14 protein-coding genes and 3 tRNA genes are annotated in these 20616 nt (G+C 48.2%); 5 read left to right on the top strand and 12 right to left on the bottom strand.

The window, feature by feature from the left end; all coding sequences use genetic code 11:
* Positions 1 to 40: 40 nt before the first annotated feature.
* The 7 genes from ACTHUG_RS09705 to ACTHUG_RS09675 all read right to left on the bottom strand — a co-directional run bounded on the left by ACTHUG_RS09705 (position 41) and on the right by ACTHUG_RS09675 (position 4815).
* Positions 41 to 1024, bottom strand: a complete 984-nt coding sequence (locus tag ACTHUG_RS09705; RefSeq protein ID WP_107831933.1) for a ribose-phosphate pyrophosphokinase — start codon at positions 1022 to 1024, stop codon at positions 41 to 43.
* A gap of 176 nt (positions 1025 to 1200) precedes the next feature.
* Positions 1201 to 1276, bottom strand: a tRNA-Gln gene (locus ACTHUG_RS09700).
* Positions 1277 to 1287: 11 nt separating this feature from the next.
* Positions 1288 to 1363 (bottom strand) — tRNA-Gln (locus tag ACTHUG_RS09695).
* Between the two features lie 10 nt (positions 1364 to 1373).
* Positions 1374 to 1449, bottom strand: a tRNA-Gln gene (locus tag ACTHUG_RS09690).
* A gap of 5 nt (positions 1450 to 1454) precedes the next feature.
* Positions 1455 to 2303 (bottom strand): 4-(cytidine 5'-diphospho)-2-C-methyl-D-erythritol kinase, encoded by an 849-nt coding sequence (gene ispE, locus ACTHUG_RS09685; protein ID WP_440385858.1) that lies wholly within the window; start codon positions 2301 to 2303, stop codon positions 1455 to 1457.
* Positions 2304 to 2311: 8 nt separating this feature from the next.
* Positions 2312 to 2896 (bottom strand): lipoprotein insertase outer membrane protein LolB, encoded by a 585-nt coding sequence (gene lolB / locus ACTHUG_RS09680; protein WP_188213225.1) that lies wholly within the window; start codon positions 2894 to 2896, stop codon positions 2312 to 2314.
* A 56-nt stretch (positions 2897 to 2952) separates the two neighbouring features.
* On the bottom strand, positions 2953 to 4815 hold the full coding sequence (locus tag ACTHUG_RS09675; RefSeq protein WP_440385819.1) for a tetratricopeptide repeat protein: 1863 nt from the start codon (positions 4813 to 4815) through the stop codon (positions 2953 to 2955).
* 175 nt (positions 4816 to 4990) lie between these two features.
* Between ACTHUG_RS09675 and ACTHUG_RS09670 the strand changes: the two genes are divergently transcribed.
* Positions 4991 to 5596, top strand: coding sequence for a CoA pyrophosphatase (locus tag ACTHUG_RS09670; RefSeq protein ID WP_440385818.1), 606 nt, complete (start codon positions 4991 to 4993; stop codon positions 5594 to 5596).
* A 52-nt stretch (positions 5597 to 5648) separates the two neighbouring features.
* Here ACTHUG_RS09670 and cysG read toward each other — a convergent pair whose 3' ends face one another.
* Entirely contained in the window at positions 5649 to 7046 is a 1398-nt protein-coding gene (gene cysG, locus ACTHUG_RS09665) for a siroheme synthase CysG (RefSeq protein ID WP_440385817.1), read from the bottom strand.
* 319 nt (positions 7047 to 7365) lie between these two features.
* On the opposite strand from cysG, the gene ACTHUG_RS09660 reads away from it, so the two are divergent.
* From ACTHUG_RS09660 to recA, 3 genes are all read left to right on the top strand, one after another.
* Positions 7366 to 9930, top strand: coding sequence for a glycoside hydrolase family 66 protein (locus ACTHUG_RS09660; protein WP_440385816.1), 2565 nt, complete (start codon positions 7366 to 7368; stop codon positions 9928 to 9930).
* A gap of 145 nt (positions 9931 to 10075) precedes the next feature.
* Positions 10076 to 11368 carry a 3-phosphoshikimate 1-carboxyvinyltransferase gene (gene aroA / locus ACTHUG_RS09655; protein WP_440385815.1) on the top strand — a complete coding sequence of 431 codons (1293 nt, stop codon included), beginning with the start codon at positions 10076 to 10078 and terminating at the stop codon, positions 11366 to 11368.
* 147 nt (positions 11369 to 11515) lie between these two features.
* Positions 11516 to 12562: a recombinase RecA gene (gene recA / locus ACTHUG_RS09650; RefSeq protein WP_003680794.1), complete on the top strand. Its 1047-nt coding sequence runs from the start codon at positions 11516 to 11518 to the stop codon at positions 12560 to 12562.
* A gap of 91 nt (positions 12563 to 12653) precedes the next feature.
* On the opposite strand, the gene fghA is transcribed toward recA, so the two are convergent.
* Positions 12654 to 13502 (bottom strand): S-formylglutathione hydrolase, encoded by an 849-nt coding sequence (fghA, locus tag ACTHUG_RS09645; RefSeq protein WP_440385814.1) that lies wholly within the window; start codon positions 13500 to 13502, stop codon positions 12654 to 12656.
* A gap of 496 nt (positions 13503 to 13998) precedes the next feature.
* Between fghA and ACTHUG_RS09640 the strand changes: the two genes are divergently transcribed.
* Entirely contained in the window at positions 13999 to 15711 is a 1713-nt protein-coding gene (locus tag ACTHUG_RS09640) for a proline--tRNA ligase (protein WP_440385813.1), read from the top strand.
* Between the two features lie 65 nt (positions 15712 to 15776).
* Here the strand turns inward: ACTHUG_RS09640 and pflA are convergent, their stop codons facing one another.
* From pflA to ACTHUG_RS09625, 3 genes are all read right to left on the bottom strand, one after another.
* On the bottom strand, positions 15777 to 16583 hold the full coding sequence (gene pflA / locus ACTHUG_RS09635) for a pyruvate formate lyase 1-activating protein (RefSeq protein WP_440385812.1): 807 nt from the start codon (positions 16581 to 16583) through the stop codon (positions 15777 to 15779).
* A gap of 139 nt (positions 16584 to 16722) precedes the next feature.
* A complete protein-coding gene (gene pflB / locus ACTHUG_RS09630; RefSeq protein ID WP_049348204.1) occupies positions 16723 to 19008 on the bottom strand; it encodes a formate C-acetyltransferase in 2286 nt (761 codons plus the stop codon).
* A 303-nt stretch (positions 19009 to 19311) separates the two neighbouring features.
* Entirely contained in the window at positions 19312 to 20610 is a 1299-nt protein-coding gene (locus ACTHUG_RS09625; RefSeq protein WP_440385811.1) for an adenylosuccinate synthase, read from the bottom strand.
* Positions 20611 to 20616 lie beyond the last annotated feature (6 nt).

Raw genomic sequence — 20616 nt, 5'->3', positions numbered from 1 at the left:
TCGTCGTCATCGGCCGCGACCAGCTTAAGACGACATGGGGTTATGGCAGCAACATGCTGCCTGTCATCACTTCTTCATTAAAAAGATATGAGACGGATTCTTCATTGCTGATACGGCGTACCGTTTCAGCCAGCAAACCGGCAATAGTTACTTGACGGATGCGTTCACATTTTTTAGCTGCTTCAGACAACGGAATCGTATCTGTTACAACTACTTGGTCAATTTCAGAAGAAGCAATTCGATTCACTGCTTCACCGGAGAATACTGCATGGCTGGCGTATGCCAATACACGATCTGCACCGCGCTCTTTCAGGGCAACGGCTGCTTTACACAAAGTATTTGCCGTATCGATCATATCATCTACGATCAAGCAAGTACGGCCTTGAATGTCGCCAATGATGTTCATTACTTCAGCCACGTTGGCTTTAGGACGGCGTTTATCGATAATGGCCAAATCAGCATTTAAAGATTTAGCAACAGCGCGCGCACGTACAACACCACCGATATCGGGGCTGACAACGGTCAAATTATCAATACGTTGCTGTTTAATGTCGTTCAACAAAATCGGGGTGGCGTAAATATTATCTACCGGAATATCAAAGAAACCTTGAATTTGGTCGGCATGCAAGTCAACAGTCAACACACGGTCAATACCGGCTGAGTACAACATATTCGCCACTAATTTGGCGGAAATCGGTACACGGGCAGAGCGTGGACGGCGATCTTGGCGCGCATAGCCGAAGTAAGGAATCGCAGCGGTAATACGACCGGCAGAAGCACGTTTGAGTGCATCGGCCATAGTCAAAACTTCCATCAGGTTGTCATTGGTAGGCGCGCAGGTAGGTTGCAAAATAAACACATCGCGACCACGTACATTTTCCAACAATTCAATGGCTACTTCGCCATCTGAGAATTTGGAAACGGTGGCTTCGCCAAGTGAAATATCCAAATGTTTGACAACACGTTGCGCCAATTCCGGATTTGCATTACCGGTAAACACCATTAAACTGTCATAAGCAGCCATATCTTCACCTGATTCAATATTTGATTTACGCTCAGAAAACATTACGCTTCCCTTTGCCCTATGTCCAAGACACTAATTTCGCGATTATACGCGTAAAGACGGGTAAAAAAAAGTTTTTCAGCGTTATTTTTCCCTTAGCGTAAAAAAGCGTGTAAGAAAACTTACACGCTTTTATTTGGCTGGGGAGGAAGGATTCGAACCTTCGCATGCTGGAATCAAAATCCAGTGTCTTAACCGCTTGACGACTCCCCAATAAAGAGTGTTGGCTGGGGAGGAAGGATTCGAACCTTCGCATGCTGGAATCAAAATCCAGTGTCTTAACCGCTTGACGACTCCCCAACAAAGGGTTTGGCTGGGGAGGAAGGATTCGAACCTTCGCATGCTGGAATCAAAATCCAGTGTCTTAACCGCTTGACGACTCCCCAACTTACTAAATCATATAAAACAGCGGATGAATATCTAATCCTTCCACACAATAAGCTTCATATGATTGAGAAACCTGTTGGTAAATTGTATTTGCTTCTTGATGAGATTCACATGCTATAAATAAGCATGCTCCGGAACCGGTCATTAATGCATGACCATATTGGGATAACTCAACATAAGCCTTCCAAACTTCAGGATATTCCTGAAACACAACCGCCTGCATATCATTTTGAAACGGCTGTAACGATTGGAAAGTCGGCATTATGCTGGGTTTGGAATCCCGTGTCAAGCCTTCATGTGCAAAAATTTTAGCGGTCGCTACATGAACAGGTGGCTTAACGATAACATACCATTGTTTAGGGACATCTATTTCAGCCAGTTTCTCACCCACGCCTTTAGCAAAAGCACTTCTGCCAAAAATAAAAAAAGGAACATCCGCACCAAGACTTACGCCTAAATCGATCAGTTGCTGCCTGCTCAAACCACATCGCCACCATTGGTTTAAAACCATTAAGACCGTGGCTGCATCGGAGCTGCCGCCGCCTAAGCCTCCGCCGGTAGGAATCACTTTATCCAGCCAAATTTCAACGCCGTGCGGCACGTTTGCATAGGGCAGTAATAATTTAGCCGCCCGATAAGTCAAGTCTTGCTCAGGCTTAAGCCCTTCAACCGGCGTATGCAGAATAATCTGCCCATCGGTACGCATTTTCAGATGAACGGTATCGTATAAGCCGATCAAACAGAAAATACTTTCCAAATTATGATAACCATCGCTCCTGCGGCCGGTAATCCTCAAATCCAAATTTAATTTGGCCGGCGCTGGAAAGGCTTGGATTTCCGCTGAAACAGACATGGCATCCTCTATTTGCGTGCTGCGCATCGGGTTTGTCCATTTTTATCCAAAGAGTGGTTTACCGTGTCGAACACCAAGCGGATATTAAACTTGGCATTTTCAAGTTGTAGCGTTTTGGGCTGTCCTGAACTATTTAATGTGCGCGATATTGTCCAGTCAAACTGCTCCAGACGGCCGTCAGGCAGGATTTTGTATGGCGCATTGGCAACGCGTTTGCCATCAGCCCAAATATGCAGATATTGAACCGGCAAAGCAAAACCCAAAAGCTGTCTGCTCAATTCTTCAGCCGTTTCCGCCTGATAAACCTTACCCTTACTGTCTACTGCCAATACGCCTTCGCTATCTTGACACAGCTGGCCTACGGTACTACCCAACGGTGTATTAACATCAATGGTTTGAACCGCATTTTGATAAGTCCAGTCGAAATTGGCATAAGAGCCTTTTCCTTCCACTTTGACAGCCAAGCGACCGTCTGCGCTAAAATCCTGCACCTGTTCGGCCGCTTGCCAACTGTTTTGCTGAGGTAAGTTTGGCTGCGCACAGGCAGCCAAAAGCAATAAGGCTGCAACCGATGATAATTGTTTTAAATTCATGGATATTCCTTCATAGGCCGTCTGAAATCAAACGCTTTTCAGACGGTCTTTTGGTTTTATTTGTGTTTTTGAGTATGCGGTTTGCTGGGCGTTATGCCGAATTTGGACATTGTCTCTTTCAATACTCGGAGATTGCTTCCGCGTTTCAAGCCGTCATTCCAGATTTCTTTGGCCTTGTCTTGGTCGCCAAGCGTCCATAGGACTTCGCCCAAATGTGCGGCGACTTCGGCTTCAGGTTCTTTTTCGTAGGCATATTGGATATACGGCAAAGCTGTTTGTGCATCGCCTTTAAGATAATAAGCCCAGCCTACACTGTCATTAATGGCTGCGCTTTCCGGCTCCATTTGATAGGCCGTCTGAACCATTTTGAATGCCTCGTCCAAATCCTTGCCGTTGGACAACAAGGTATAGCCCAAAGCATTCCAACCGTGCGGATTATCCGGATACAGCTCTACCACACGGCGTAAATCGGCAATCGCCTTGCCTGGCTGATTCAGCTTCTCATAAACCATCGAACGCTGATACAACACATTGGCAAGCAGCTCCGGAGAAGCTTGGGTTTTCAAGGATTTTTCGGTGGAATTTACCAAGCTGTTTAAAGCGTTCAACGATTCTTGAAGATTGGTATTTTTAGACAATACGAACAAAGCCGTACTCAACAAATCCTTAGCTTCAAAATAACGTCCTCTTTGCTCGGGCATTTTTTGTGCGCGTTGTACCAAAGCCCAAGCCTCTTTATGGTTGCCCTGTTTGGCTTCGATGGAAGCGGCCAAAATGGTTTTATCAAATGTATAAGCCGTAGCCGTTACCTTATCCAGCCATTGTTTGGCTTTGGCCAATTCTTCAATATCATTATAAGAAACCGCGCCAATCAACGCCGCACGGCTGCGCTGCTCTTCTGTACCGACTTTATAAGCCTTTTCCAGATAGCTGTTTACCGCAGAAATATTTTCCGTCTTGCTGGCTGACAATAAGGCGGCCTGAATATACAAATCAGGGTTAGGATTTTCTTCCAACAAAGTCTGTAAACGCTTAAAAGCCTTATCATTTTGGCCATGGGCGATCAAATTGGCGATGTCCAATTCCTGCCAAATCGGAGATAAGGTTTTGGTGTCTGTCTCTTTGAAAAAGCCGTCCAGAATATCAGGATGCCGTTGCGCCATCAGACGCAGGGTAACAAAAGTCGGCGGTAGAATTTCGTTGTCCAACTTGGCCAAACGTTGCAATGCGGCAATGGCATGTTTCTTTTGACCGTCTTTTGCACTAAAAATTGCATCTGCAATCGCCGCTTCTGGAAAATCTTTATAATTCAAGGCCGTTTTATGCACCTGTTTGACTGCATCGCTGGTCAGATTCGGCTGTTGGGCTGCGGTTTGCGCCAAAAGCAGGAACACGCGCTTTTGCTCGTCTTCGCTACCGCCGGCAATCACCTTGTCCAATCCGCTCAAATTCTTATCGGCTTTACCCAGCAGCAAATTGCGCAACCAAGTCATACGCTTTTGTGTTTCACCAGGCTCCGGCTCGATTTCGCGCCATTTTTGGTAAATGGCTTCAGCCTGTTCAAACGCGTTTAACGAAACCGCCATCTCCAAAGCACGTTCGGCCACTTCAGGAGATTTGGTGCGATGCAAAGTCAAAATATAAGTAAACAGCGCAGAAGCCGCATCGCCCTTTTGCAAGGCCAGTTCTGAATTTAACAAAGTAAAAACCTGCGAGGTGCGGTTTTGTATACCCAACAGACGTATCCGCTCCTGTTCGCGCTCTTCGGGAGAAAAACGGTCGGCACGGCTTTTCTTTTTAATAATCTTAGCCGATTCAAAAACAGCCTTTGAATCGCCGGGCGCGGCAAAAGTTTGTGTAGCAAACAACATCATGACAGCCGCAGCTGCTACTCGAATACGGGATGGGGAAAACAACATAACTATCCTTTTTGAGAACCTGCCGACATTTTCAGACGGCCTAAGCACTTGCAGAACAGACGCAAAGCTTTATTTATCATTCAGGCATAACTGTAACACACGCACCCTATTTTGTTGACACAGCAACCGTAAACCTTGTGTAATCCTCATCTGCATAAAACCATCAGCATCAAAGATGGATACCGATCAAATTATCCATTTCTTCACTCAAACTTCACACTTCAGCAGCCGTATGCAAGCAGAGCGCAATCAATTATTTACCGCCCACACGGTCAAAGAAGCAGCCGTTTTGGTCGGTATTGTCTTGCATGAAGGAACGTGGCAAATTTTACTGACCAAAAGAGCTGATACCTTAAGGCAGCACACCGGGCAAATCGCCTTTGCCGGCGGCCGCAAAGATGCCCAAGACGACAGCCTAACGGCAACGGCGTTAAGAGAAGCTTATGAAGAAACCGCCATTCCGATTACCGTATGGCAAACTTTTACGCCGCTACCCTTTTATGACACACCTACCGGCTATCGTGTTACGCCTGTTCCGGCAATTTGCATCCAGCCCGTCAACCCCAAAGCCAATCCCGACGAAGTAGCTGAAATTTTTTATCTGCCTTTGGATTTCGCCTTAAACCTGCAAAACTACACATTCCGCCGGCTTCATCACAACAATCAAACCCTCGCCCTCCCCGCCCTGCCTTTCCAACGCTACGACATCTGGGGGCTGACCGCACTCATTCTATACGGACTGGCAGAACGTTATCAGCAATATTGCCAAGCTTTTAAATAAGACAAGGCCGTCTGAAATCAATATTCAGACGGCCTGATTTAATCCATTCTCTTTACGCAGCTTCTTCGAAATATTCGATACCTTCTCCGAACCATTTCATCTCATTGCGCAGGGCGACCACTTCGCCAATCACCATTAAAGCCGGACGCTCCGCTTCGGCAGCCAGCAAGCCCAAATCTTTCAGACGGCCTGTCCGCACGGTTTGATTCGGTAAAGTCCCATTGGAAATCACGGCGACAGGCGTAGAAGGCTGTCTGCCATAAGCCATCAGTTTTTCCGCAATCTCGGTCGCTTTAAGCGTCCCCATATAAATTACCAACGTTTGGCGGCTTAAAGCCAAAGTCTGCCAATCGGGCTGGTTGCCCTCGTGTTTGCTGTGGCCGGTTACAAATAACGCACTTTGCGCACAATCGCGATGGGTTAACGGAATACCGGCATAAGCAGTGGCACCAAGCGCGGCAGTAATGCCCGGCACAATGCGGTAAGCAATTCCGGCATGATGCAGGGTTTGCACTTCCTCCCCGCCGCGCCCGAACACAAAAGGATCGCCGCCTTTCAACCTCACTACGCGCTCGCCTTTTTGAGCGTGTTCAACCAATAGACGGTTGGTTTCTTCCTGCTGGACATGGTGTGCGCCGGCCCGTTTGCCCACGCTGATTTTCACCGCATCTTTACGCACCATCGCCAAAATCTCATCCGACACCAAAGCATCGTAAAACACGGTATCCGCAGCCTGAATCGCCTGCAAAGCATGTATGGTCAGCAAGCCCGGATCGCCCGGCCCTGCCCCCACCAAGACCACTTCGCCGCCAAACGGCGTTTCCCGGTTTAACTGCGTGATCAATTCGCGTTCCGCCGCCTCGATATTGTTTTGAGCCGCAAAAATACCGAAACGGCTGTCAAACAACTTTTCCCAAAAATAACGGCGTTGTTCGACATTATTCAGCGTTTGCTTAACCTTTTCGCGCCATTTACCGGCAATACGCGCCATCGTGCCCGTATGCAGCGGAATCAATGTCTCGATCATCTGCCGCCATTTCCGCGCCAATACAGGCGCAGTACCGCCGCTGGATATGGCTATCTTCAACGGCCCCCTATCCACCACGGCAGGCACGATAAACGAACACAAGTCCGCCGTATCCACCGTATTGCACAATTTCGCCCGTCGTTCCGCCGCTTCAAAAACACGGCGGTTAAACACACCGTCATCCGTCGCCGCAATAACGAAATATACCTCGTCCAACATGGCTTCTTCAAACAAGCCGCCCAGCCAAACTATTTTCCCTTCAGCCGCCCATTGCTGAAACTGCGGATTCAAAGTTTCCGCAACAACACGCACGCGCGCTCCGGCAGACAACAGACTTTCCGCCTTGCGCTCGGCAACCTTACCCGCACCTGCCAGTAAAACAGGGCGGTTTTTCAAATCGGCAAACAAAGGATAATGGCTCATGGTCGTGTTCTTGCTTTATCAATGATTATCCGCCGATATTAAAGGCCGTCTGAAAAAATAGGAAAGAATGGTTTCTGATTTTCTTATGGTGTTTGGTTATATGTCTGAAAAAACCGTCTTTCGAATAACAAAACATTCAGACGGCCTTTTTGAATTTCAATCATAAACCGAATTATTTTAGATATTTGCTATCAAACGGGGAACTTATTTTCCGCTCTTCCTACTAAAAAGTCTTAACAATTATCCATATCAACAACTTAAGTGATATTAATTTGTTAAGGCAATTTCAAAATATAATATTTAGAAGCGAATATACAGCATGACAACTGAAGCAAAAACAGCCCCTTTACCGACTATTCTCTTTAACAAGGCAGCCTATACCAACGGCGATGATGTTATTCTGAACATCTCCAATGCGACAGACAAAATCACCTCTGTTACCGTCAGCCATTTAGGTACAGAAATCCAAAAATTGGATCATCTGAACTCAACCACCGTCAAACTTTCTTCCGATATTTTTTCACCCAATTCAGGCTACGTCGTCAAAGTAGAAACCGTTGACAACACCGGCAACCACACCAGCAAAACACTGGGTTTGTCTGTCGAAGACGACTGGACCATTTTTCCCCGCTATGGCGTAGTGGCGGGATCTAACGATAATTCGGCAGAACGAAACAACTCCATGACCAATGACCAGCTCGCAGGCTATCAAAACAATATCGAGCAACTGGCACAAATGCACATCAACAATTATTTCTTCTATGATGTGTACGACACAACCTCCAATCCATTTCCAAACGTCAACAGCTTCAAGCAAGAATGGGCGACTTGGGCTGTCAACAACGGCCAACCCAACCCTCCCCAAATCGATACCCTACTGATTAAAAACCTCGTGAACAAAATTCACGAAAAAGGCGGCAGTGCCATGCTCTACAATATGCTTAACGCCGCCTCCAATGACGAACTCGATAACCCGGCCATCAAAGACATTTTAAATAATGTCAAACTCTACAATGCCCAAGAGCATTCCAACTTCGGCAAAGCCGGTGCAGAAACCAAAACATCCGTACAACAATTCGTCGATCCTGCCGACAAAAGCTGGCAAAACTATATCGTCAATACCATGATCAAAGCCCTGAAAACAGGCGGCTTCGACGGCTGGCAGGCCGATACCATGGGTGATAACCTCGTTTACAAAATACAAAACGGCCAAAAGACTGAAAACTTCAGAATGTCTGACGGTTATGACGATTTGTCAGCCGCGGCTGCGGAAAAGTTACACGATTACGGTCAAACTTATATGATCAACGACATCAGCACAGGCAGGGCCGATGTCTTATCCACCACCGGCATGGATGTTCCTTACTCAGAAATCTGGCCGCGCGATTTTAAAGATACAGCCGGAAATACCCATTATGAAAACCACAACTATGCCGAGCTTAAACGCTTGGTAGGCCGTCTGTACGATTACAATCACGTTTTCCCGATTATTGCCGCCTATACTCAAAAAGGTACCCACCCGGAAGATCATTCTTCCGAACTCAATCCGGACAACGAATTGCTGGTCGATGCCGTTATCGCAGCGAGTGGCGGCTACCACATGACTGTTGCCGCACTCAACAACCACCCGGATAAAAACGCACATGGTTTTGGTATTTTGCAAGATCCATACTATCCCGCTCAAACGCTCAAAACCAACGAAACCCTAGCCAAATCAGAATTCAACTATCAACAATTCATTACCGCCTATGAGGAGCTGCTTCGCGGCGAAGGCTTGGTTGAACTCAAAGACAGTCATGCCTCCATCGTAGCATCCGACGGCTACGACATGACTTCCACCTCAGGCGAAGGAGGCAAAGTTTATACATGGACCAAGGCCACCGCAGACGGCGGCCGAGTTGTCCAATTAATCAATCTCGCAGGCCTCGACAAAGACACCAATTGGAACAGCTCCAACCACCACACGCTGAATCTCGACAATCCTAAAGTCAGAATCCCGTTTGATATGGAAATCAGCGCAGAACAGGCCGAGCAAGCCATCGTACAACTGGCTTCCCCCGACTCAGACGATATATCCATGCACACATTGGAATCTTCCGTCATCTATGAAAACGGCAAACCGGTGGCACTGGAAGTCACCGTCCCGAGCCTGGATGTCTGGGATATGCTTTATGTCAGCAATTTAGGACAGGCAAGCGTCAGCCAAACCTTTGCCGACGGCAAAACCACATTCAACGGCACCCACGCCGACGACCATATCAAAGGTACTGAAAGCGAAGACATCATCTACGGTAACCGGGGCAATGATGAGATTCACGGCGGCAGCGGCAATGACAAATTGTCCGGCGGCACCGGCGACGACGTCATCAACGGCGATGCCGGCAGCGATATTCTCTACGGAGGCGGTGGCAATGACCATCTGAACGGCGGTTTAGACAATGACACGCTGTATGGCGGCGCCGGTAACGATACTATGTTGGGCGAAGCAGGTAACGATATCCTTCACGGAGGCGCTGGCAACGACACACTGTTTGGCGGCTTAGGGGACGATATATTGCACGGCGAAGCCGGTAACGATACCTATGTATTCAATCGCGGCGAAGGCTATGACACCATTTTCGACCATCACGGCACAAACGCCATCCAATTCGGCGTTGGCATTTCCCTCTCGGATCTGTCGCTCGAAACGGTCAACGAAAAAGACGGCACGACTTGGAACATCACCATTCGTGGCGAAAACAATCACAACGACCTCATCACCATCGACCACCAATATGCCGACATCCATACCGACGCCCAAGGTCAAAAAATCCCCTCAGTCAGCGAATTCCGCTTTGACGAAGGTACGTTCAACATTGACCAGTTAATGCATATTTTGGGTTAACCATTAAAATATCGGGCACCCTAAAGCCGGACTTTCAAAAAGAGTCCGGCTTTTCTTGCCTGCAACGCCACTTCCATTTTTCAGATGGCCTTTGCCTGCGTATAATATCGGTCTAATTTACAACTCAAACGAGCTTAGTCTAGCCATGACCGAATCCATCCGCCTGCCCGCTTCTACACTCAAGCCCTCTACCGTTGCCCTGCCCGGTTCCAAAAGCATCAGCAACCGCACGCTGCTCTTGGCAGCACTCTCCGACAACGTTTGCGAAATCCATTCTTTGCTCAAATCCGACGACACCGACCGAATGCTTGAAGCACTCGACAAACTCGGCGTGCAAATTGAATCTTTACCTGAAGGCCGTCTGAAAGTTCATGGCACCGGCGGCCGCTTTCCCAACCAATCCGCCGATTTGTTTTTAGGCAATGCCGGTACGGCATTCCGTCCCTTGACTGCCACACTTGCCGTTTTGGGCGGCGACTATCATCTGCATGGCGTACCGCGTATGCACGAACGCCCTATCGGCGATTTGGTCGACGCGTTGCGTATTGCCGGAGCGGACGTACAATATTTGGGCAATGAAAACTATCCGCCTCTTCAGATCGGCAAACGCCAAGACAACGGCGAGCGCGTTATTCCAATTAAAGGCAATGTTTCCAGCCAATTCCTGACCGCCCTGCTGATGGCTTTGCCCTTGACGGGACAAGCATTTGAAATCCACATGGTAGGCGAGTTGATTTCCAAACCTTATATTGACATCACGCTCAAGCTGATAGCGCAGTTCGGTGTGGACATCATCAATGAAGACTACCGTGTATTTAAAATCTCGGCCGGTGCCAAATATCATGCGCCCGAGCATTTATATGTAGAAGGCGATGCCTCCAGCGCGTCTTACTTCTTGGGTGCAGGCCTGATTGCCGGTACCCCCATCCGCGTAACCGGTATCGGCGCACACAGCATTCAAGGCGATGTTGCCTTCGCTCGCGAATTGGAGAAAATCGGTGCGGATGTCATTTGGGGCGAAAATTTTGTAGAAATTTCCCGTCCTGCCGAGCGCAAGGTTCAGGCTTTTGATTTAGATGCCAACCATATTCCTGATGCGGCCATGACCTTGGCCATTGTTGCATTGGCCACCAAACGGCCCTGCACCCTGCGCAATATCGGCTCATGGCGCGTCAAAGAAACCGACCGTATCGCTGCCATGGCAACCGAACTGTGCAAACTGGGCGCAGAAGTCGTTGAAGAAGCCGAAGCCATCCATATTACACCGCCCGAAACGCTTACCCCCGATGCCGTCATCGATACTTACGACGACCACCGTATGGCCATGTGTTTCTCGCTGGTTTCGCTTTTGGGCGTCCCCGTCATCATCAACGACCCAAAATGTACGCATAAAACTTTCCCCGAGTATTTCCAAGTTTTTGCATCATTGACCAACTAATTGATTATTCAACATTTCAGACGGCCTGTTGCATACAAAAAACACAGGCCGTCTGAAAAACAAAAATAAAACTATACTTTTTCTTAATTTGTGCGATAATAGCTAAATAAATTCTTAGCGATTCATATTTCCTTTCGGAGAGAAAACATGTCAGACGAAAAAAGCAAAGCCTTAGCCGCCGCCCTTGCCCAAATCGAAAAAAACTTCGGCAAAGGCTCCATCATGAAAATGGACGGCAGCCAACAGGAAGAAAACCTTGATGTTATTTCCACCGGCTCCCTCGGCGTGGACTTGGCGCTCGGCGTCGGCGGCCTGCCCCGCGGCCGTGTGGTTGAAATTTTCGGCCCGGAATCCTCCGGTAAAACCACACTCTGTCTCGAGGCCATTGCCCAATGCCAAAAAAATGGCGGCATTTGCGCATTCATCGATGCCGAGCATGCTTTTGACCCGATTTACGCCCGCAAACTCGGCGTAAAAGTCGAAGAACTCTATCTCTCCCAACCTGATACCGGTGAACAGGCATTGGAAATATGCGATACCTTGGTACGCTCCGGCGGTATCGATATGGTCGTTGTCGACTCCGTAGCCGCACTTGTACCTAAAGCCGAGATCGAAGGCGAAATGGGCGACAGCCACGTCGGCCTGCAAGCCCGCCTGATGAGCCAAGCCCTGCGCAAACTCACCGGCCACATCAAACGCACCAATACATTGGTTGTTTTCATTAACCAAATCCGTATGAAAATCGGCGTGATGTTCGGCAGCCCTGAAACCACAACCGGCGGTAACGCGCTCAAATTCTATGCCTCCGTCCGCCTCGACATCCGCCGTACCGGTCAGATTAAAAAAGGCGATGACGTGATTGGTAACGAAACCAAAGTCAAAGTCATCAAAAACAAAGTTGCGCCTCCATTCCGTCAAGCCGAATTCGATATTCTTTACGGCGAAGGCATCAGCTGGGAAGGCGAATTGATCGACTTGGGCGTCAAACATGACATCGTTGAGAAATCCGGTGCATGGTACAGCTACAACGGCGCAAAAATCGGCCAAGGTAAAGACAATGTACGCGTTTGGCTGAAAGAAAACCCTGATATCGCCAACGAAATCGATGCCAAAATCCGTGCGGCAGTCGGTATCAATGTCGATATTACCGAAGGCAAATTGGACGACACCGACGGCGAACGTCCTGAAGAATAAGTCTGTTTGAAATTAAAGGTTAAAGACCAAATAAAGGCCGTCTGAAATCTGACCATTAATCGGATTTCAGACGGCCTTTATTTAATATAGTTTAGAGTCCTAATGCCTGAGCGTGAAACTCAATATGCGAATCAATAAAGCTGGCAATAAAGAAATAATCATGGCCATAGCCCGGACGGACTTTATATTGGATATTGAAACCTTTCTCTCGTGCTGAGCGGACAAACCCTTCGGGTTGCAGGACTTCAGGGTACAAAGCATCTTCACTACCGACATCAATCAAAACAGGCAATTTAGGCGAGGCCGTCTGAAGCAGTTCTGTACTGTCATAGCGTTTCCATGTTTCCACGTTTTGACCCAAATAAGCTGAAAACGCCTGCCTGCCGCCTTCCGTATCGATTGGATGACATAAAGGCGCAAAGGCAGAAACCGCAACATATCGGCCAGGATGCTTCAAAGCCAAATGCAGCGCGCCATGCCCGCCCATGCTGAAACCTGCAATGCTTCGCTCTTGCGTTACCGGAAAATGATGCTCGATCAAATCAGGCAATTCTTGGCTGATATAGCTTTCCATTTGATAATGCTGCGCCCAAGGTGCTTCAGTTGCATTGACATAAAATCCGGCGCCCTGTCCAAGATAATGCTCTTCACTGTCGGCAACATGCTGACCGCGTGGCGAGGTATCCGGAAAAACCACAATAATATTCCATTGTGCCGCAAAACGTTGGATTCCGCTTTGCCGAACCAATTCAGAACCATCACTATTTAAGCCGGAAAGAAAATATAAAACAGGCGCGGGATAACCTTTTAAGACTTGTGGCGGCAGATAGACATCAAATACCATATCCGTCCGGCAGGTTTGAGAAAAATGGCGGTAGCGTTCCTGATGCCCGTTAAACATCTTTCTGCGTTCCAGCAAATGCAATTCTGAATTTTTCATTTTATTCCTTGTAAGGAAACAACAATAAGCAGAATGTTAGCGCAAAACCCACCCGTCGTGTTGCTCTCCCATCTTTTTAAGGCGACCCAATCTACTTTAATCAAGGCTTGCCAATCATGCGAAATCATTACGCCGACAGCATTTAAAATCTATACACAATCTCTGTGGATAAATCTGTTGATAAGCTTTGGGTAATCGTAAAATTTTCTTTAGGAACAAACCAAATCTTAAATTGACTAAAATTTAATCAAATAAAATTCAATAAAATCAAATAGTTATATTTATAAGATTTTACTATAATCATACAGTGAAAATTTATAGGTAAAACAAGGTTATGCGGCTTTGTGCATAAATTAGGGTTGACATCCCTAAAAATCGCCCCGAATCAAAAGCTGCGTAAAACAACGGCCTATTTCATCAGATGCCATTCAAAAGACACGCGGCCATACATTTTGCGTTACAATACGCACTTATTTTTAAGAAAGAAAAATACGCCATGAAAGCCTCCCAGTTCTTCATTTCCACCCTTAAAGAAGCTCCTGCCGAAGCCGCACTTGCCAGCCACAAGCTGATGATTCGTGCCGGTTTGATCAAAGCCAACGCATCCGGTCTTTATACTTGGATGCCGATGGGTCTGCGCGTATTGCGCAAAGTTGAAAATATCGTGCGCGAAGAAATGGCCCGCGCAGGTAGCGTGGAGCTGCTGATGCCGGTGGTACAACCTGCCGAGCTGTGGCAGGAATCCGGCCGCTGGGAGTTTTACGGTAAAGAACTGCTGCGCCTGAAAGACCGTCATGACCGCGATTTCTGCATGGGTCCGACTTGTGAAGAAGTCATTGCCGACATCGTACGCAAAGAAGTCAACAGCTATAAACAACTGCCGAAAAACTTTTACCACATCCAAACCAAATTCCGCGATGAAGTGCGTCCGCGCTTCGGTGTGATGCGTGCGCGCGAGTTCGTCATGAAAGACGCTTATTCCTTCCATGCCGACTATGCCTCGCTTCAGACGACCTATCAAGATATGTACGACGCTTATTGCCGTATCTTCACCCGTTTGGGTTTGGAATTCCGTCCTGTTGCTGCGGATACCGGCAGCATCGGCGGTACCGGCTCTCACGAATTCCAAGTATTGGCTGAAAGCGGCGAAGACGTTATCGCATACAGCGATACTTCCGATTACGCCGCCAATATCGAGCTGGCACCGACTTTGCCGCTTAAAGGCGAACGCGCCGCCGCTCAGGCCGAATTGACCAAAGTACATACGCCAAACGTCAAAACCATTGAGTCTTTGGTTGAATTCCTCAATATTCCGGTTGAACAAACCCTTAAATCCATCGTAGTCGAAGGCGAAAACGAAGGCGAACTCGTCCTGCTGCTGTTGCGTGGCGACCATGAGTTTAACGATATTAAGGCAGAAAAACTGGCCGGCGTGAAATCACCGCTGACCATGGCAAGCCCTGCCGCAATTGTTGAACAGTTCGGTGCAAACGGCGGCTCTCTCGGCCCTGTCAACTTCAAAGGCAAAGTCTATGCGGATTTCGCCACCGAAAAAGGCGCAGACTGGGTTATCGGCGCGAACGAAGACGACTACCACTATACCGGCTTCAACTTCGGCCGAGATGCTGCCGAGCCTGAATTTGTCGATTTACGCAATGTCATCGAAGGCGATATCAGCCCTGACGAACAAGGCCGTCTGAAACTGGCGCGCGGTATTGAAGTCGGCCATGTCTTCCAATTGCGCGACAAATATACCCAAGCCATGAATGTCAGCTTCTTGGACAATAACGGAAAATCCCAAATCATGGAAATGGGATGCTACGGTATCGGTATTACCCGCGTTGTTGCCGCCGCCATCGAGCAAAACAATGACGAAAAAGGCATTGTTTGGACCAAAGCAATGGCGCCGTTTGAAGTTGTGATCGTGCCGATGAACTACAAAAAATCAGAAGCTGTACGCGAAGCCGCTGACAAAATCTATGCCGAGCTTTTGGCTGCCGGTGCAGATGTATTGTTGGATGACCGCGACGAACGTGCGGGCGTATTGCTGAATGACTCCGAGCTGTTGGGTATTCCTCACCGCATCGTCATCGGCGATCGCGCCTTAAAAGAAGGTAATGTCGAATATGCCGAACGCCGTGACAATCAGGCTCAAGCCGTTGCAGTCTCAGAAGTTGTTACCAAAGTTTTGGCCGCATTGAACGCTTAAGTTTTTTCAATGATAAAAAGGCCGTCTGAAACTGATTATTTCGTTTCAGACGGCCTTTTTCTGTTTTAATAAATAATATTTTTTCCGTAACTCTCTAATATTTCTTTGATTTTTAAAATGGTTTCTTTAGGCGGCGGATGTACGCCTTTTAACTTGTATTCGTCACCGCACAAAGCCCATTTGTGTGCGCCCAATTCGTGATACGGTAAAAGCTCGACCATTTCGACATTATCCATATCACCGATAAACTCGCCCAATAAATGCGCCGACCGCTCATCATCGGTATAACCGGGAACAACCACATAACGCACCCGCATCGGCTGATTGCGTTCGGCAAGATAGCGCGCGAATTTCAGCGTTTTGGTATTGGGAATACCGACGAGCACTTTATGAATTTCAGGATCGATTTGTTTCAAGTCGAGCATGACCAAATTGGTATGATCGAGCAAATCATCCAAAATCGAATCATAGTGCAAAGCATAGCCATTACTGTCGAGACAGGTATGGATATCGTGTTCCCGACAGGCCGTAAACCAATCGCGTACAAACTCATATTGCAATAACGGCTCGCCGCCGGTTGCCGTTACGCCTCCGCCTGTCGCACGCAAATAATGGCGATAGGTCATGACCTGCTTCATCACGGTTGCCACATCCAATTCCTGCGCCTGCTCGGTATGCAAATCCCAAGTATCGCGATTATGGCAATAAAGGCAACGCATCAGACAACCTTGCAAAAAGAGAACATAGCGCAAACCCGGACCATCGACAGCGCCGCAAGATTCAATCGAATGAATAATGCCTTTGCCGTTATAGTGGCGGTGACCAAGATTTTTCAGTTCCGGCTCGGGAGTGATCGCAAAAGTCGTGGACATAGTGTTCGGCTCAAAAATAATTTTGCTGATGTGAATTGTACGATAATAAAGGCCGTCTGAACATTTCAGACGGCCTTGGAGCTTTGTTTCAAAACAAACCAAATGCAAATTTAGCTTTTGGTTTGTTTCTCAACCCGGATTACATGGTTTCAGTGAACGTACGGGTAATCACGTCAAGCTGTTGTTCGCGGGTCAGCGAGTTAAAGCGAACCGCATAGCCGGACACGCGAATGGTCAACTGTGGATATTTCTCCGGATGATGCATCGCATCTTCCAAAGTTTCGCGGTTCAATACGTTGACGTTCAAGTGTTGGCCGCCCTCCACTTCTCCTTCTTCATGGTGGAAATAACCGTCCATCAAACCGGCAAGGTTGCGTTCACGAGAATGCTCATCTTTACCCAACGCGCCGGGAATAATAGAGAAGGTGTAGGAAATACCGTCTTTGGCAAACTCAAATGGCAGTTTGGCTACGGAAGTCAATGAAGCGACTGCACCGTTGACATCGCGGCCGTGCATTGGGTTTGCACCCGGACCAAACGGAGCGCCTGCACGGCGGCCGTCCGGAGTATTACCGGTTTTCTTACCGTAAACAACGTTGGAAGTAATGGTCAACACAGACTGAGTCGGAGTGGCGTTGCGGTAAGTTTTGTGGGTGGCCACTTTTTTCATGAAGCGTTCCACCAAGTCGCAGGCGATGTCGTCCACGCGGTCGTCATTGTTACCGAATTGTGGGTATTCGCCTTCGATTTCGAAGTCGACAGCAATACCGTTTTCGTCGCGAATCGGTTTGACTTTGGCGTACTTAATGGCGGACAGCGAGTCGGCGGCCACAGACAAACCGGCAATACCGCATGCCATAGTGCGTTTCACATCACGGTCATGCAACGCCATCAGCGCGGCTTCGTAGCTGTATTTGTCGTGCATGTAGTGAATAATGTTCAGCGCGGTAACGTATTGGGTTGCCAGCCAATCCATGAATTTGTCCATGCGCTCAAAGACAGTGTCGTAGTCCAAAACTTCGTCCATAATCGGCTCGGTTTTCGGACCAACCTGCTCTTTAGATTTCTCGTCCACCCCGCCGTTGATTGCATACAGCAGGGTTTTTGCCAAGTTGGCGCGTGCGCCGAAGAACTGCATTTGTTTGCCGACCACCATCGGGCTGACGCAGCAGGCAATGGCGTAGTCGTCGCTGTTGAAGTCAGGGCGCATCAAATCGTCGTTTTCGTATTGGATGGACGAAGTATCGATGGATACTTTGGCACAGAATTCTTTAAAGCCTTGCGGCAGTTGTTCTGACCACAATACGGTGATGTTTGGCTCAGGAGACGGACCCATGTTGTACAGGGTGTGCAGCACGCGGAAGTTGGTGCGCGTTACCAAGGTACGGCCATCCAAGCCCATACCGCCGATGGATTCGGTTGCCCAAATCGGGTCGCCGGAGAAGAGTTGGTCGTATTCCGGCGTACGCAGGAAACGAACCATACGCAGTTTCATTACCAAGTGGTCGATAAATTCTTGCGCTTGGGTTTCGGTAATCACACCGTTTTTCAGGTCGCGTTCAATGTAAATATCCAAGAATGAAGATACACGGCCGAAGGACATCGCTGCGCCGTTTTGAGATTTAACGGCGGCAAGGTAGGCGAAGTAAGTCCATTGGATGGCTTCTTGTGCATTTTTTGCAGGGCCGGAAATGTCGTAGCCGTAAGAAGCCGCCATTTCTTTCATTTGACCCAAGGCTTTGTATTGTTCGTTGATTTCTTCGCGACGGCGGATGACTTCTTCCAAGTCCACACCGTTTTCCAAATCGGCTTGCAGTGAGTTGAACTGGTTGAGTTTGTCTTTCATCAAGAAGTCGATACCGTACAATGCCACGCGGCGGTAGTCGCCGATAATACGGCCGCGGCCATAAGCATCCGGCAGGCCGGTAATCACGCCTGATTTACGGCAACGGCGGATGTCGGGCGTATAAACGTCAAACACGCCTTGGTTGTGGGTTTTGCGGTATTTGGTGAAAATTTCGCTGACTTCGGGATTCAATTCGACGTTGTACACTTTGCACGCGTCTTGCACCATTTTCAAACCGCCAAACGGCATGATCGAGCGTTTCAAAGGCTCGTCTGTTTGCAGGCCGACAATAGTTTCCAAATCTTTGTCGATATAGCCTGGAGCATGGCTGGTAATGCCGGAGACGATTTGCGCGTCGATTTTATACGGCTCGTGCGTACGGTTTTCAACCTTGATGCCTTCCATCACTTCCGCCCACAGCTTGGTTGTGGCTTCGGTTGCAGGTGCTAAGAATGAAGCATCACCCTCATATGGCGTGTAGTTTTTTTGAATAAAATCGCGGACATCTACGTTGGTTTCCCAGTTGCCACCGACAAAACCTTCCCAAGCGGCAGGACGTTGCTGAACATCATTTGACATATCAAGCTCCTAATTTTATTGAAAATATAGACTGTAAATTTTCTGAAAGGATAACATCAATACCCATTTATTTACAGGGGTTTTTGTGAAATAAAATTACAGATTTGGTTTTTCTTGATTTACGTCAATGAGAATAATTGTTACTTGGCACTACATCTCACTTTCCAAACATTCGTACTTCAAAACGGCGTAAAATACAAAATTCAGCCCTGAAGGCAGACGTCTTTCAGGGCTGATTTTTTATTGCATTGCATATATAAAGGCCGTCTGAAACATTCAGACGGCCTTTATTCACTTCATCAATTAAGCAAACGGATGGTGCAAAACGATGGTTTCTTCACGGTCAGGACCGGTTGAAACAATGGCCACAGGCGCGCCGCAAACTTCTTCAATACGTTTCAGGTAAGCTTTAGCGTTTTCAGGCAGCTTGTCGTACTCTTTCACGCCGAAAGTCGACTCGCTCCAGCCCGGCATGGTTTCGTAAATCGGTTTGCAGGTTTCCACCGCGTCAGAGCCGCAAGGCAGAATGTCGGTTTTGCTGCCATCAGGCAATTCATAGCCTACGCAGATATTGATGTTTTCAATACCGTCCATCACGTCCAGCTTGGTAATGCACATGCCGGAAATACCGTTAACTTGAATGGAGCGTTTCAACGCAGCCGCGTCAAACCAACCGCAACGACGCGCACGACCGGTTACGGAGCCGAACTCATGACCGCGCTCAGCCAATCCCGCGCCCACTTCATCAAACAATTCAGTCGGGAATGGGCCGGAACCCACGCGGGTCGTATAGGCTTTAACAATACCCAAAACGTAATCCAGCATTTGCGGACCTACGCCTGCACCGGCAGAAGCAGCACCTGCCAGGCAGTTGGACGAAGTTACAAACGGATAAGTACCGTAGTCGATGTCCAGCAACGTACCTTGTGCGCCTTCAAACAACAGGCTTTCGCCTTTGCGGTTTTTCTCGTTCAAAACACGGGAAACATCGGTAATCATCGGTGTAATGCGCGGCGCAACTTTTTCGATGACCGCCATCACGTCTTCAAGTTTTACCGGCTCGGCATGGTGCAGGTGTTGCAGCTGGACATTGTAATAGGCCAAAACAGCTTCCAGTTTTTCAACCAGTTTTTCAGGATGCAACAAGTCCACCACGCGAATCGCACGACGGGCAACTTTATCTTCATAAGCCGGGCCGATGCCGCGGCCGGTTGTACCAATCTTGCTTTTACCGCGTGAAGCTTCGCGTGCTTGATCAAGCGCAATGTGGTAAGGCAGAATCAATGGGCAGGTCGGCGCAATTTTCAGACGGCCTTCAACGTTTTTCACACCGGCGGCTTTCAATTCGTCGATTTCACCCAACAATGCTTCAGGAGAAACCACGACACCCGAACCGATGAAGCAGTCTAAAGTCTCATGCAAAATGCCGCTTGGAATCAGGCGCAAAATGGTTTTTTTGCCGCCGACGACCAAAGTATGGCCGGCATTGTGGCCGCCTTGGAAACGTACAACACCGCTGGTTTCTTCCGCCAGCCAGTCAACAATCTTACCTTTGCCTTCATCACCCCATTGGGCACCGATTACGACAACATTTTTAGCCATAGCTAT

Source organism: Neisseria sp. P0022.S009 (assembly GCF_051956675.1).
Classification (GTDB): Bacteria; Pseudomonadota; Gammaproteobacteria; order Burkholderiales; family Neisseriaceae; genus Neisseria.
The sequence above is the reverse complement of the archived record's forward strand: the minus strand, read 5'-3'. Positions and strand labels throughout refer to the sequence as shown.

What these genes read in the sequence shown, in the direction of transcription:
- ACTHUG_RS09705 (WP_107831933.1), bottom strand. Translation starts at nt 1,024, where the DNA reads ATGGCTGCTTATGACAGTTTAATGGTGTTTACCGGTAATGCAAATCCG.
- ispE (WP_440385858.1), bottom strand. Translation starts at nt 2,303, where the DNA reads ATGTCTGTTTCAGCGGAAATCCAAGCCTTTCCAGCGCCGGCCAAATTA.
- lolB (WP_188213225.1), bottom strand. Translation starts at nt 2,896, where the DNA reads ATGAATTTAAAACAATTATCATCGGTTGCAGCCTTATTGCTTTTGGCT.
- ACTHUG_RS09675 (WP_440385819.1), bottom strand. Translation starts at nt 4,815, where the DNA reads ATGTTGTTTTCCCCATCCCGTATTCGAGTAGCAGCTGCGGCTGTCATG.
- ACTHUG_RS09670 (WP_440385818.1), top strand. Translation starts at nt 4,991, where the DNA reads ATGGATACCGATCAAATTATCCATTTCTTCACTCAAACTTCACACTTC.
- cysG (WP_440385817.1), bottom strand. Translation starts at nt 7,046, where the DNA reads ATGAGCCATTATCCTTTGTTTGCCGATTTGAAAAACCGCCCTGTTTTA.
- ACTHUG_RS09660 (WP_440385816.1), top strand. Translation starts at nt 7,366, where the DNA reads ATGACAACTGAAGCAAAAACAGCCCCTTTACCGACTATTCTCTTTAAC.
- aroA (WP_440385815.1), top strand. Translation starts at nt 10,076, where the DNA reads ATGACCGAATCCATCCGCCTGCCCGCTTCTACACTCAAGCCCTCTACC.
- recA (WP_003680794.1), top strand. Translation starts at nt 11,516, where the DNA reads ATGTCAGACGAAAAAAGCAAAGCCTTAGCCGCCGCCCTTGCCCAAATC.
- fghA (WP_440385814.1), bottom strand. Translation starts at nt 13,502, where the DNA reads ATGAAAAATTCAGAATTGCATTTGCTGGAACGCAGAAAGATGTTTAAC.
- ACTHUG_RS09640 (WP_440385813.1), top strand. Translation starts at nt 13,999, where the DNA reads ATGAAAGCCTCCCAGTTCTTCATTTCCACCCTTAAAGAAGCTCCTGCC.
- pflA (WP_440385812.1), bottom strand. Translation starts at nt 16,583, where the DNA reads ATGTCCACGACTTTTGCGATCACTCCCGAGCCGGAACTGAAAAATCTT.
- pflB (WP_049348204.1), bottom strand. Translation starts at nt 19,008, where the DNA reads ATGTCAAATGATGTTCAGCAACGTCCTGCCGCTTGGGAAGGTTTTGTC.
- ACTHUG_RS09625 (WP_440385811.1), bottom strand. Translation starts at nt 20,610, where the DNA reads ATGGCTAAAAATGTTGTCGTAATCGGTGCCCAATGGGGTGATGAAGGC.